The sequence below is a fragment of the Desulfovibrio diazotrophicus genome (assembly GCF_902498985.2).
GTDB lineage: Bacteria > Desulfobacterota > Desulfovibrionia > Desulfovibrionales > Desulfovibrionaceae > Desulfovibrio > Desulfovibrio legallii.
Window position 1 is genome coordinate 1208270 of record NZ_OX346397.1, and the last position, 11669, is coordinate 1219938.

The window sequence follows — 11669 nt, forward strand, 5'->3', positions numbered from 1 at the left end:
CGCGCCCGCTCAGATCACTTCATTGACCCCGGTCTGTTCCTGCGCCCGAAACTTCTGCTGCAGCAGCAAGGGCAAGGCGTCCGGATCTTCCGGATCGTACGCAAACATAACAGCCGTGCCGAAGCAGGAAAAATATTTGCTGCCGTCCGGGTGAAAAGCCACGTTCTCATTATAGCCCACAATGGCTTGCGCGCCTTTGTTCATGGCCCTGGCGGCCATGCCGAAAAAGGCCTCCTCAGAATCGAAACCCCGGCAGCAGACCAGCCCCAGAACCTTGGCAATGCAACGGCCCTCCACCTGATGCGTGGTCACCACCGGAAAACGCCCGGCCAGAAAAACCTCACGCACATGGCCGGCCGCACCAGACAGACGGCCCTTTTTCTCGGTCTTGCGGGCCTTTTTATCCTGGCCTCCCAGCAAAAAAAACATGGTATACCTCCAGATGCTGCACGGGCGCAGGTCGCCCGCATTGCTCTAGCAAGAGGTCTGCCAAAATAATATTATTCAACAATATCAAGAGATAAAAATAGATAAGTCAAGAACCTGACAGTCCTGCCAAAGCGCCGCCCCTTACTGTTGCCTGGGGTGAATTTTGATCTTGCGCATCTTGGACCAGAGGGTGGTGGGCGGCAGCCCCAGCAGCGCGGCCGCGCCGTTCTTGCCGCTGATCCGCCCGTTGGTGTGGCGGATGACCGCGCGGATATACTCCGCCGTCCACTCGTTCAGCGTCTTAAATGAAGAGCCATAAGGGGCGGCGCTTTCCTGCAGCACCGGGCACACGGGCTGCCGCATCTCCAGTCCCGCCTGGGCGCACTCCCTGCGCTGCAGCGCATCTGTGAGCGCATTGCGCAGAGGAAGGCGCAGGGTCTCGCACAGGCGACGCTGCTCTGCAGTATAAACGCCGGCTTGGTCCGCATAGAGATTAATAAAACGAAAGCCGCCAAGCATATCTCCATAATCCAGCGGCAAATGCAGGCAACAGCCAGAACGCTCGCGCAACAGGGCCAGTATGGCGGCTTCCGGCCCTGGTTTATCACTTTCACAAAACAATACCTTGTGCAATTGCCCAGATTCAGAGAGTTTTACATATATCTCACGCAGAAGTGCTGTGGTGACAGGAATAATTTTTTGTGTCTGTTCACTATCGGCAAACGGTTCATACTTGAAAAGCTGTGTTATAGTGCTGTCAAAAAAGCTGTATACCCCAACACAAGATATATCCATATACATACGCAAGAATGAATAAAGATTATTACAAAAGTCAAATAATGAAAGTCTCTTAAATGAAATATAAATAATGTCATTTATCCAAGACGCTGCAGTGTCTTTCATGTAACACAATCTCCAAAAATTGTTTAATAACTTTATTGCTAATGTTGTATATAACTTCAATTTTTAAATATACACTAAAATTTGAATTTGTCAAACAAGTATAGATAACAAGATTGACGAGTTATAGTAATTTTTTACTAAATATAATAATACATTTCTGTAAATAGTATCTATTGCTCTGATTGCGCATGGGCTTGCATGCAGAGCCCTTTTGCGGCACTCTCCGCCCATGCCGTGCTTCCACCTGGTTTCGCTTTTTCCGGAATTTTTTACTTCCCCCCTGTCCGCCGGGCTGCTGGGCCGGGCGCGTGCAGCGGGCGTGGTGAGTTTTGCCTTTCACGACCCGCGCCAGCACAGTATGGACAAACACCGCCATGTGGACGACCGCCCCTACGGCGGCGGCCCCGGCATGGTCATGCAGGCCGACCCCTTGGCCAGCACCCTGCGCGCCATTCCCCGGCCGGGCCGGATGCTGCTCCTGACCCCCGGCGGACGCCCCTTCACCCAGGCAAAGGCCCGCTCCCTGGCTACGGAAGAAAACCTGACCCTGATCTGCGGCCGCTATGAGGGCATTGACGCCCGCCTGGCGGATCTCTTTCCCCTGGAGCCGGTCAGTGTGGGCGAAGCCGTGCTCAACGGCGGCGAAACCGCGGCCCTGGCCGTGGTGGAGGCCGTGGCCCGGCTGGTGCCGGGTTTTATGGGCAAGGAAGCCTCAGGCGAGGAAGAAAGTTTTGCCCACGGCCTGCTGGAATATCCCCACTACACCCGGCCAGAGAATCTGGAAGGGCTTGCCGTGCCCCCTGTACTGCTCAGCGGCGACCACAAACAGATTGCCCGCTGGCGACGGCAACAGGCTGTGCGCGCTACCCTGGCCGTTCGGCCAGACCTGCTCCAAACGGCCCCCCTGACCCGTGAAGACGCCCTGACCCTGGCCGATACCCCCCGCCTCCGCCCCGGGCGCAATCTTTCCCTTTGCCTGCTGCACGCCCCGGTCTGGCTGGATGAGAAAAAAACCGGCGTTTCCTCTTTGACAAATCTGGACATTCACGATATAGCCCGTCTTTCCCGCAGCTATGCTCTGGACGCGCTCTATGTGGTCACCCCTCTGCGCGACCAGCTGCAGATGCTGGAAACGGTTGTGCGCCACTGGACGCGGGAGGCCACAAGCCCTGGACACGCGGACCGGGCGGAGGCCCTTGGGCTGGTACGTCCTGCCGCTTCACTGCAAGAAGCCGTGGCCCTGCAGACGGCCCGGTACGGGCAGCGCCCCAGGGTGGTGGGCAGTTCCGCGCTGTGGCCCGTCCCCCAAAAAGGCGTGCCGGAGGAACCGCCCCTGACGCCGCCAACTGTGCGGCAGTGGTGCGCGGCAGGCCCGGTCATGCTTTGCCTGGGCACGGCCAGAGGGCTCGCGCCGGAAGCGCTTGCCCAGTGCGACGGCGTATTGCGCCCCTTGCGTTACCTGGGCTACAACCACCTTTCGGTACGCAGCGCGGCCGCCATTTTGACCGACAGGATTTTAGGCGACTATTATTGACGCAACACGGCGCAGGCCCTTTTTCACGGACGCCCGCCGGATTCGCAAGGAGTTATCAGCATGGACATCTTGAAACAGATCGAACGTGAAAACATGCGCATGGACATGCCCGCCTTTCGCTCCGGCGATACGGTAAAGGTGCATTTGCGCATTGTGGAAGGCGAAAAAGAACGCATCCAGATCTTCCAGGGCAACGTCATCCGCATCAAGCGCGGCACCACCAACGCCACCTTTACGGTACGCAAAGTTTCCGACGGCGTGGGCGTGGAGCGCATTTTCCCCATGAATTCGCCCTTTATCGACCATGTGGAGCTGATCACCCAGGGCCGGGTGCGCCGCAGCCGCCTCTACTACCTGCGCGACCTCAAGGGCAAAGCCGCCCGCATCAAGCCCCGCGGCCGTTTCTGATGCCGCGCCGCCCCCTTTGCGGGAGCGGTGTCCGGATTCTTTTGCAAGGCGCCCCGGCTGCGGTCTTCCGTATGCCGGGGGCTTTGTTGTGCCTGTCGGCGGGCGGCGGCGCGCCATCGCCCGCTCGGGCCCCGTGCCGCTCCCCAGGGAGGGATAGATAATGCCCCGTTCCTGTCGCGCAAGGGCCCATGACGCGGCGCAGGCCCCGGCAACGGCTGCGCCCGACCTCCTTTCCTTACTGGCCGCAGAAGACGAAAAAAAACTTCCGCCGGACGACGGGCTCATGGCCGGACTGGACGAAGTCGGACGCGGCTGCCTGGCCGGGCCGGTGGTGGCGGCGGCCGTCATCCTGCCTCCGCTTTTCGATTTGCCGGGCCTGACCGACTCCAAGGCCTGCACGGCCCGCACGCGGGAGCGGCTGGCCCCGCGCATCCGACAGTGTGCCACGGCCTGGGGTCTGGGCGTGGTCTGGCCCGCGCGCATCGACCGCATCAACATCCTGCAGGCCACTTTTGAAGCCATGTGCCGGGCTGTGCGCTGCCTGCGCCACCCTCCGGCTCTGCTTTGCATCGACGGCAACCACACGCTGCCGTCGGCCCTGCTGGCTGCCCATTGGGTCAGGGGCCACGGCGCGCACGCGCCCCTGCCGCGCCAGCAGGCCCTTGTGCGCGGCGATGCCCGCGTGCCGGCCATTTCCGCCGCATCCATTCTGGCCAAAACCTACAGGGACGCCCTCATGGCGCACCTGGACCGCCGCTGGCCGGGCTACGGTTTTGCCGCGCACAAAGGCTACGGCACCAAGGAGCATCTGGCGGCCTTGCGCCGCCTGGGCCCCTGCCCCCAGCACCGGCTGACCTTTGCCGGAGTGCTGCCCGCAGCCCCAGGCCCTGCCCAGGGGAGCCTGCTCTGATGCCCGGCAGCCGGTTTTTCTCCCTGTCGCGCCTTTGGAAGCGGACCACCAAGGCCGCCCCACAGGCCGCGCACCTGCGCCTGGGGCAGGAAGGCGAAGACGCGGCGGCGGAACTGCTCACGCGCAAGGGTTTTGCCCTGCTGGACCGTAACTGGCGACTGGGCAGGCTGGAGCTGGACCTGGTCTGCCGCGACGGCGACACCCTGGTTTTTGTAGAAGTGAAAACCCGCGCCAATGCGGCGCACGGCGGCCCGGCCGCAGCCCTCACACCGGCCAAGCAGCGCCATCTTTACCGCGCCGCCGCGGCCTGGCTCACGGCCCACGAGGCCTGGGACCAGCCCTGCCGTTTTGACTTGGTCTGCGCCCTGCGCCAGGGCGCGGACCTCTACCTGGAGCACTGCCCCCATGCCTTTGTCTGCCCCCCGTCTCTGGATCGTGGCCACGCCCCTTGGCAACCCTGGTGACCTTTCGCCCAGGGCGCGGGCCGTGCTGGCCGAGGCCGACCTGGTACTGGCCGAAGACACCCGCCGCGCCGCCGCCCTGTTTCGCCAGTGCGGCCTTCCCGCGCGCCGGATGCTGAGTTTTTTTGACCACAATGAAGAGCAACGCAAGGATGCGGTGCTGCGCCTGCTGCGCGAGGGCAAAAGTGTGGCCCTTATTTCGGATGCGGGCACGCCCCTGCTGGCCGACCCCGGCTACCGATTGGTACGCGCCTGTCGGCATGAAGGCCTCGCCGTGTCGCCCTTGCCTGGCCCTTCGGCCCCCACGGCGGCCCTATCCGCCGCCGGTCTGCCGCCTTTGCCCTACAGTTTTCTTGGTTTTCTGCCCCGCGATGTGGCCGGGCGCAGGGCGCTGTTCGGCGCATTCGCCCACGTGCCCGGTTCCCTGGTTTTTTTTGAACGAAAAGACCGGCTCAAGGAAAGCCTACTTTTGGCCGCGCCCATTCTTGGCCCGCGCGAGGCCGCCGTTTGCCGGGAATTGACCAAAGAACACGAGGAATTTATACTCTTGCGGCTGGAAGACGCCGCCGCCCTGCCCGATGATCTGCTGGGAGAAATCACCGTGGTGGTAGGGCCGCCGGAAAGTACGGCCCGCACCCCGGAAGCCGAAGTGCGCCGCCGTCTGGCTGCGGCGTTGGCCCAGGGCGAAAAACCCCGCGAGGCCTGCCGCACTGTGCAGGCGGCCACCACGGGCTGGACCGGCAAGGAGCTCTACTCCCTGTTGCCCCATGGTCCGGCCGCCTCGGACTGACTTTCGCGGTCTTCCCGCCACAGCCCGGCAGCCGCAGCCCCATAAGCGCGGCCCGACAATGCGGACTGCCCGCGCGAGGCCGCGTCTTGTACGCACGGCACGGGCCTCCGCCCGGAACAGGTCCGCAGACAATGTTCCGGCTGTTCCGCCCACCAACAGGGAGCGCCAGTGTACCCCACACGCATTGTCCTCAACTGCCTTGCGCGCACCGCCTGCATCAGCGCGGCCAATACAGCCCGCAGCATGCAGCAGGTGGGTCTTGCTTTTGCGCTGGAACCGGCCTTGCGCTGGCTCTACCCTGCGCCCGCCGATCTGCGGCGCTCCCTGGCCCGCTACACCGGGCACAGCAATACCCATCCCTTTATGGCGCCGCTCTTTGTGGGCATTCTGCTTTCCCTGGAAGAGAGCGCGGCCCGGGGCGCACTGCCCCCAGCCAACCTGGGCCCGGTGCGAGAAACCCTGGCCACCTCCCTTTCCGCCCTGGGCGACGCCTTCTTCAGCGGCACGCTGCTGCCCCTCTGGGCGCTGTTGAGCGTGGCCCTGCTGCTTTCAGGGCATACGGGGCTCATGGCCGGGCTCACCCTGGTTCTGTTTCTGGCCTTGCTGGGCTTTCGCGCGGCCAGCTTTATGGCCGGGCTGCGCTACGGCATGGCCGTCCTGGCCGGACTGCGGCGGCTCAACCTGATCAACTGGGTAGACCGCCTCAAACTGGTCAACGCCGTGCTGGTGGCCTTGGTCATCTGGCATTTGCTGCCGGGCGAAGACAGGGACTTTCCCTGGGCAGGCTACGTGCTGGGCACCCTGGCCGTGCTTACGGCGGCCTGGCTGGTGGCGCGGCTCAGGCTGCCGCGCCTGCTGCTTTGGGCGTTGACCCTGGGCGTGCTGATTCTCATGGACGTGGGTCTGATTGGCATGTAGTATATGCCCGTTGTCGGTTTTCGAGGCTGCGGGCCCGGCAATGAAAAGGAAAATCATGGAAGACGCCATCGAACAAACCCCGCGCGGGCTGGCCCTGCGGGTGTGCCTGAATCTGCGCAATGGTCTGCACGCCCGCCCGGCGGCCCGCCTGGCCCAAGAGGCCCAGCGCTACGCCGCCTCCATCCAGCTCATCAGCGATACGGGCGAGGTGGACGCCAAAAGCATGCTGGACATCCTTTCTCTGGCGCCGCCCCCCAATGCGGAACTCACTCTCCTGGCCGACGGGAGGGACGCCCGCGAAGCCCTCTGCGGGCTGGCCCGGTTTATGAGCACCCTGCAGGACTGAACCCATGGCACGCGCTCTACTTTTCGGCACGCCCGTTTCTCCCGGCATCGCCATCGGCACGGTGCGCTTTATGCACCGCATGCGCCAGGATGAGGAGCGCCGCATCGGCCCGGACCAGGTCGCCGCCGAGCAGAACGTTCTGCGCGCCGCCGCCGACGATGTGCGCACCGCCCTGCAGGGCACCATGGAAAACGTGCCCGAAGATCTTTCGGACTACCGCGACGTCATTGCCGCCCAGATGGAAATCGTGCGCGACCCCAAGCTGCTCAATGCGGCCCTGGCCCGCATTGAGCGCAAGCAAATCTGCGCCGCCTGGGCCCTCAAGCTCACGGTGGACGAGCTCTGCGCCCTGTTTCGCGGCATGGACGACCCCTACCTGCGCGACCGCGCCCAGGACATCCGCGCTGTGGGGCTGCGCCTGCGCGACCGGCTGACCACGGGCCCGGACCAGGATGCGGACCCCACCCCTGGCGTGCTGGCCGCCGAAGATCTCTCCCCGGCGGACGTCATGGAGCTGGACCTGGACAAAGTGCTGGGCATCGTCACCACCGAGGGCGGCCCCACCTCACACACGGCCATCCTCTCGCGCGGGCTGCACATTCCTGGGCTGGCGGGAGTCACGGGTCTGGTGGATATTGCCCGCGAGCGGGAGGCCATCATTGTGGACGGCCTGGGCGGCTGCGTGCTGCTGAGCCCCGACGAGGCCGACCTCAGCCGCTACGCCCGACGCCGCGACGAGTACACCGCCTGGGAGGCCCGCACCCTCAAAACCGCCCACTGGCCCGCCGAAATGTGCGACGGCGTGCGTGTGGGCGTGCAGGCCAACCTGGAAAACCCCACAGAACTGGCGGCCGCCCTGGAATGCGGCGCCGACGGCGTGGGCCTTTATCGCACGGAATTTGCCTATTTTACCGACCGCCTGCCCACAGAAGAAGATCTGGTGCGGGAATACGCCGCTGTAGCTCGCAAAATGGCCCCGCAAAAGGTGGTTTTCCGTACGCTGGACGTAGGCGCGGATAAAATGCTCCACGCCCAGGCCGTGCTCAAGGAACCCAACCCGGCTCTGGGCCTGCGCGGCATCCGTTTTTGCCTGCGCCATCAGGGCATCTTCCGTACCCAGCTGCGGGCGCTCATGCGCGCCGGGGCCAACGGCAATGTGGCCATCATGCTGCCCATGGTCTCCACCATGGACGAAGTGCAGCAGGTACGCCGCATCATCCAGGAGCTGCACCAGGATCTGAGCGCCCAAAATCTTTCCCACGCGCCGTCCCTGCCCCTGGGCATTATGATCGAAACCCCGGCCGCAGCCATAATCTGCGACGCCCTGGCGCGCGAATGCGACTTTTTCAGCATCGGCACCAATGATCTTATCCACTATATCATGGGTATAGACCGCAACAACCGTCATGTGGCCTATCTGAACGAACCCCTGCACCCGGCCGTGGTGCGTTCGCTCAAGCGCATTATCGATGCGGCCCACCGCGAGGGCATCGGCGTTTCCGTCTGCGGCGAGCTGGCTTCAGATCCCTTCGGCCTGGCCCTGTTGCTGGGTATGGGCGTGGACACGGTTTCGGCTGCGCCCCGCTTTGTACCGGGCATGAAGCACCTTATCCGCCATTTTAACGCCGCCGGCTGCATGAACCTGGCCCACAGCGTGCTGTTAAGCACAGATGTCCCCGCCTCCAAACGCATGGTGCGCGAAACCCTGCAACAATCCCTGGGGCACGAGCTGGCCTTTCACACCACCAGCCTGTTCACCCACAGTCAGCCATGAACCAGAAAAACAGCGCCCTCGCCCTGAACAAAAAAGCCCGCCACCTCTATGAACTTTCAGAGTTCGCCGAGGCGGGCCTGGTGCTTACCGGCCCGGAAGTAAAAAGCATCCGCGCCGGCAAAGTCAACTTTGTGGACAGTTATGTGGAGTTTCGCCGGGGCGAGGCCTGGCTGGTTTCGCTGCACATAGCCCCCTACAGCAACGCGGGCTATGTGCCCCAGGAGCCGGATCGCGACCGCAAACTGCTGCTCCACCAGCGAGAGATCGCCAAATTCGCCGGGCTGGTGGCGCAAAAGGGCCTGACCGTGGTGCCCGTGCGCCTCTATCTGAGCCGCGGCAAGGTCAAGGTGGAAATCGCCCTGGGCCGAGGCAAAAAGCTCCACGACCACCGCGAAACCCTCAAACGCCGCGCGGCGGAACGCGACCTGGCCCGCGACCTGGCCTGAGCGGCAGAGGCCGCACCGCTTGGATTTTCTCGCCCGACCGGCTATGGTCACGCTATGTGCGCGTAAGGTACACAGCGTGGCATGGCCGGCCCTGCCGCACCGTGCCCCTTTCCTCACCCTGCAACACAAGGAGCACCAAGATGCGTCGCATACTTGCACTTGCCGCCGTCATCCTTCTGTTGGGCAGCGCCGCCTACGCGGCTGCGCCAACCAAGCAACTGCCCGACGACCTGACCCTGGCCGAAGCCCAGATTGTCGTCAACGCCGCCCTGGTCAAATCTGCAGCCCAGGGCATTCCCATGAATATCGCCGTGGTCGACGCCGGAGGCAACCTCAAGGCCTTTGCGCGGGAAGACGGGGCCTTTTTGGGCAGCATTGACATTGCCCAAAAAAAGGCGCTGACCGCCCGGTATTTCAACATGTCCACCGCCCAGTTGGGCGCAGCGGCCCAGCCTGGCCAGGAGCTTTTCGGCATTGAAGCCACCAACAACGGCCTGGCCATTTTCGGCGGCGGCGAACTCTTGCTGCGCAAAGGCGTCATTGTGGGCGCTGTGGGCGTCAGCGGCGGCAGCGTGGCCGAGGACACGGCCGTGGCCAAAGCCGGCGCGGCGGCCCTGAAATAACCACCTGCACTGCCCGTCCGGAGTGGCCATCCACCCCGGACGGCGTCTGCCCCGGCGGAGGCATGCATACAAAGCCCGCGCACCCCACAGACGCCGTGCCCAAGGCAGCCCACAACACCCTATTGCAATAGATATCATACTAAAATTATTAAATAAATTATTTACAAACAAAATATTTTGGATTTTAGTGCCAAAGGCCGTGGATAGTTGTTGACTTTGATCAAGGCAAACCATATGGTGCCTCCATCACTGAATTGGGTATAGTACTTTTTTTGCCAGAGACTTTACATGGGTAAGGCTTCAAGCGGAAAGTCTACCTCCCGAAACCTCTTGGAGTCTCTTATGGCTACTTCCATTTATGTCGGCAACCTGCCCTGGTCCGCGACGCAAGAAGGCGTTGAAGCCCTCTTCCAGCCCTTTGGCGAAGTTCTTTCCGTGAAGCTCGTTACGGACCGCGACACCGGCCGCGCCCGTGGCTTCGGCTTTGTGGAAATGGGCGACGCCGATGCCGCCGAGGCCATTACCGCCCTGGACGGCAAGGAATTTGATGGCCGCGCCCTGCGCATCAACAAGGCCGAGCCCAAAAAGCCCGCCGCCCGCCGCTGGTAAGTCCGGCGTCCCGCAATAATTCCAGAAGGCCGTGCGCATGCGCACGGCCTTCTTTTTGTATGGAGCCCGCTAGGCGTGGGGGCTCCATACAAAATCGTTGAGGATGTTTATTCTCAACGTTACTCTGCTCTAAAAGCCCGGCCCGATCTCCAGGCGCAACAGCACGGCTGCCCCGCCCAGCAGAGCGCGACGGGCCACCACCCGTGCCTGCACGCGGGCCGACAGGCCCTCCAGGCCGCCTTGCCGCAGATAGGCGGCGGCCGGTCCGCCGGGCCAGAGGCCGGGCAGGCAGCGTAGCGCCAAGGCTGCGGGCCATTCCAGATTGCGTTCGGGTGGGCGCAGGTCCGCCACAAGAACCGTTCGGGCCGCTTGCAACGTCAGCTGCAGCAGGGCCGCGCCCGTATCCGGCGGTAAAAAGCACAAAGCATAGGCCAGACGCAGCAGTGGCACGGGAGCCTGCAGGCACAGGGCGCGCAGGTCACGCGGATTCAGGTTGCAGGGCGTCTGCCGCGCCCCGGACGGCCAAGGCGCCACAGCGGCCAGCAGCCGCTGTGGAAAACCCAATGGCGGCGCGGATAAAACATCGGGGAGCGGCCCGCGCCCACAGGGGCCGGATACCGGCGGCACGGCGCAGGCGGGCGGCTCCGGGCCAGCGGGCGGCTCCGGGCCGGAATGCCGCATCATTGCACGGCCTGCAGCCGCCGCAGCAAGAAATCTCTGGCCGAAGCCTGGGGGCTGTCGGCGGGCAGACCCTGCAGCAAGTGCTGGGCGTGGCCGTCCGTCACAAACTGGCGACGGCTGGCGGCAAAGTGCAGGTCAAAAAACCAGGTGCCCAGCAGCAAACGAAAATCATTGACGCTGCGCAAATCCGCATAAGCGGCAGTGCGGCCTTCCAGAGCAGCCCGGCAGACCGCGGGGCTGCAGAGGTGCGGGTCGTTGGGCAGCTGCAGCACCACCGTGGGGTTGTAGGGGCCGGGGCCGCTCAAATGCTCGTCCATGACGCGCAGGATGTCCAGCTTGTCCGCGTCGCGCACCACATTGGCGGCCAGCGCCACCCCCTCCGGCACGCGGGCAGGCAGGGCAAAGCGGTTGTGCAAGCCCACGGCGGCCAGAATAATTTTGCGCAAGGGTTCGTCTGCCAGACGGCCTTCACGCTTGAGGATGCGCACGCCCAGCTGCCCGTGGTTGCAGGAATCCCTGTCGCGAAACGTATGGTAGCGCAGATACTGCTCAAACCGGCCTACATCGTGGTACAGGGCGGCCAGCAAGCAGGCGCGGGCCAGAGGCGGCGTGAGCGCCTCGGCCGCCACAATGCGCCGGGCGTCGGCCAGCACGGCCTTGGTGTGGGTCAGCTTCAGATCCAGGGGAGCCGGATCCCCGTCGGCACGCGCCGCCTCCTTGGCCCGTTCCCGCGCCGCATAGGCGGCAAACCAGGCCTCGTGCCCGCTGATGTCTTGCAAAGCGTTCATGCCCGTTCTGTACGCCGGGTTGCGCCGCAAGGCAATGGGAGCAGCGCCT

General features: G+C 63.6%; 15 protein-coding genes. 11 read left to right on the plus strand and 4 right to left on the minus strand.

Features of this window, described 5'->3' with window-relative positions:
• Positions 1-9 precede the first annotated feature (9 nt).
• Both J7I12_RS05250 and J7I12_RS05255 read right to left on the minus strand, forming a co-directional pair.
• Complete coding sequence (locus tag J7I12_RS05250; protein ID WP_118230729.1) at positions 10-429, minus strand: hypothetical protein; 420 nt, start codon at positions 427-429, stop codon at positions 10-12.
• Positions 430-570: 141 nt separating this feature from the next.
• Positions 571-1332 carry a helix-turn-helix domain-containing protein gene (locus J7I12_RS05255; RefSeq protein ID WP_498794102.1) on the minus strand — a complete coding sequence of 254 codons (762 nt, stop codon included), beginning with the start codon at positions 1330-1332 and terminating at the stop codon, positions 571-573.
• A gap of 229 nt (positions 1333-1561) precedes the next feature.
• Here J7I12_RS05255 and trmD point away from each other — a divergent pair, with 229 nt between their 5' ends.
• The 11 genes from trmD (at position 1562) to J7I12_RS05310 (ending at position 10151) form a co-directional block, all read left to right on the plus strand.
• Positions 1562-2866 (plus strand): tRNA (guanosine(37)-N1)-methyltransferase TrmD, encoded by a 1305-nt coding sequence (gene trmD, locus J7I12_RS05260; protein WP_288907931.1) that lies wholly within the window; start codon positions 1562-1564, stop codon positions 2864-2866.
• A gap of 60 nt (positions 2867-2926) precedes the next feature.
• Complete coding sequence (gene rplS, locus J7I12_RS05265; protein WP_118230726.1) at positions 2927-3274, plus strand: 50S ribosomal protein L19; 348 nt, start codon at positions 2927-2929, stop codon at positions 3272-3274.
• A gap of 283 nt (positions 3275-3557) precedes the next feature.
• The gene (gene rnhB / locus J7I12_RS05270; RefSeq protein ID WP_288907935.1) at positions 3558-4184 is read left to right on the plus strand and encodes a ribonuclease HII; all 627 of its coding nucleotides are present in this window, start codon (positions 3558-3560) and stop codon (positions 4182-4184) included.
• On the plus strand, positions 4184-4648 hold the full coding sequence (locus tag J7I12_RS05275) for a YraN family protein (RefSeq protein ID WP_118230725.1): 465 nt from the start codon (positions 4184-4186) through the stop codon (positions 4646-4648). The genes rnhB and J7I12_RS05275 overlap by 1 nt, the downstream gene beginning before the upstream one ends.
• Positions 4590-5435: a 16S rRNA (cytidine(1402)-2'-O)-methyltransferase gene (rsmI, locus tag J7I12_RS05280; RefSeq protein ID WP_302549018.1), complete on the plus strand. Its 846-nt coding sequence runs from the start codon at positions 4590-4592 to the stop codon at positions 5433-5435. Before J7I12_RS05275 ends, rsmI begins: the two co-directional genes overlap by 59 nt.
• A gap of 168 nt (positions 5436-5603) precedes the next feature.
• Positions 5604-6353 carry a PTS system mannose/fructose/sorbose family transporter subunit IID gene (locus J7I12_RS05285; protein WP_118230723.1) on the plus strand — a complete coding sequence of 250 codons (750 nt, stop codon included), beginning with the start codon at positions 5604-5606 and terminating at the stop codon, positions 6351-6353.
• A gap of 55 nt (positions 6354-6408) precedes the next feature.
• A complete protein-coding gene (locus tag J7I12_RS05290; RefSeq protein ID WP_118230722.1) occupies positions 6409-6699 on the plus strand; it encodes an HPr family phosphocarrier protein in 291 nt (96 codons plus the stop codon).
• Between the two features lie 4 nt (positions 6700-6703).
• The gene (gene ptsP / locus J7I12_RS05295; protein ID WP_130957792.1) at positions 6704-8473 is read left to right on the plus strand and encodes a phosphoenolpyruvate--protein phosphotransferase; all 1770 of its coding nucleotides are present in this window, start codon (positions 6704-6706) and stop codon (positions 8471-8473) included.
• Positions 8470-8919: an SsrA-binding protein SmpB gene (gene smpB / locus J7I12_RS05300; RefSeq protein WP_118230720.1), complete on the plus strand. Its 450-nt coding sequence runs from the start codon at positions 8470-8472 to the stop codon at positions 8917-8919. Before ptsP ends, smpB begins: the two co-directional genes overlap by 4 nt.
• A 140-nt stretch (positions 8920-9059) precedes the next feature.
• Positions 9060-9542 (plus strand): GlcG/HbpS family heme-binding protein, encoded by a 483-nt coding sequence (locus tag J7I12_RS05305; protein ID WP_118230719.1) that lies wholly within the window; start codon positions 9060-9062, stop codon positions 9540-9542.
• A 342-nt stretch (positions 9543-9884) separates the two neighbouring features.
• Complete coding sequence (locus J7I12_RS05310) at positions 9885-10151, plus strand: RNA recognition motif domain-containing protein (protein ID WP_118230718.1); 267 nt, start codon at positions 9885-9887, stop codon at positions 10149-10151.
• Between the two features lie 129 nt (positions 10152-10280).
• On the opposite strand, the gene J7I12_RS05315 is transcribed toward J7I12_RS05310, so the two are convergent.
• Positions 10281-10601, minus strand: a complete 321-nt coding sequence (locus J7I12_RS05315) for a hypothetical protein (protein WP_130957791.1) — start codon at positions 10599-10601, stop codon at positions 10281-10283.
• Positions 10602-10831: 230 nt separating this feature from the next.
• Positions 10832-11620, minus strand: a complete 789-nt coding sequence (locus J7I12_RS05320) for an HD domain-containing protein (RefSeq protein WP_302413312.1) — start codon at positions 11618-11620, stop codon at positions 10832-10834.
• Positions 11621-11669 lie beyond the last annotated feature (49 nt).

Excerpts from the sequence above, each read along its gene's own strand:
- J7I12_RS05250 (WP_118230729.1), bottom strand. The coding sequence starts at position 429 with ATGTTTTTTTTGCTGGGAGGCCAGGATAAAAAGGCCCGCAAGACCGAG.
- smpB (WP_118230720.1), top strand. The coding sequence starts at position 8,470 with ATGAACCAGAAAAACAGCGCCCTCGCCCTGAACAAAAAAGCCCGCCAC.
- J7I12_RS05305 (WP_118230719.1), top strand. The coding sequence starts at position 9,060 with ATGCGTCGCATACTTGCACTTGCCGCCGTCATCCTTCTGTTGGGCAGC.
- J7I12_RS05275 (WP_118230725.1), top strand. The coding sequence starts at position 4,184 with ATGCCCGGCAGCCGGTTTTTCTCCCTGTCGCGCCTTTGGAAGCGGACC.
- trmD (WP_288907931.1), top strand. The coding sequence starts at position 1,562 with ATGCCGTGCTTCCACCTGGTTTCGCTTTTTCCGGAATTTTTTACTTCC.
- rnhB (WP_288907935.1), top strand. The coding sequence starts at position 3,558 with ATGGCCGGACTGGACGAAGTCGGACGCGGCTGCCTGGCCGGGCCGGTG.
- J7I12_RS05310 (WP_118230718.1), top strand. The coding sequence starts at position 9,885 with ATGGCTACTTCCATTTATGTCGGCAACCTGCCCTGGTCCGCGACGCAA.
- J7I12_RS05290 (WP_118230722.1), top strand. The coding sequence starts at position 6,409 with ATGGAAGACGCCATCGAACAAACCCCGCGCGGGCTGGCCCTGCGGGTG.
- J7I12_RS05320 (WP_302413312.1), bottom strand. The coding sequence starts at position 11,620 with ATGAACGCTTTGCAAGACATCAGCGGGCACGAGGCCTGGTTTGCCGCC.
- ptsP (WP_130957792.1), top strand. The coding sequence starts at position 6,704 with ATGGCACGCGCTCTACTTTTCGGCACGCCCGTTTCTCCCGGCATCGCC.
- J7I12_RS05255 (WP_498794102.1), bottom strand. The coding sequence starts at position 1,332 with ATGAAAGACACTGCAGCGTCTTGGATAAATGACATTATTTATATTTCA.
- rplS (WP_118230726.1), top strand. The coding sequence starts at position 2,927 with ATGGACATCTTGAAACAGATCGAACGTGAAAACATGCGCATGGACATG.
- rsmI (WP_302549018.1), top strand. The coding sequence starts at position 4,590 with ATGCCTTTGTCTGCCCCCCGTCTCTGGATCGTGGCCACGCCCCTTGGC.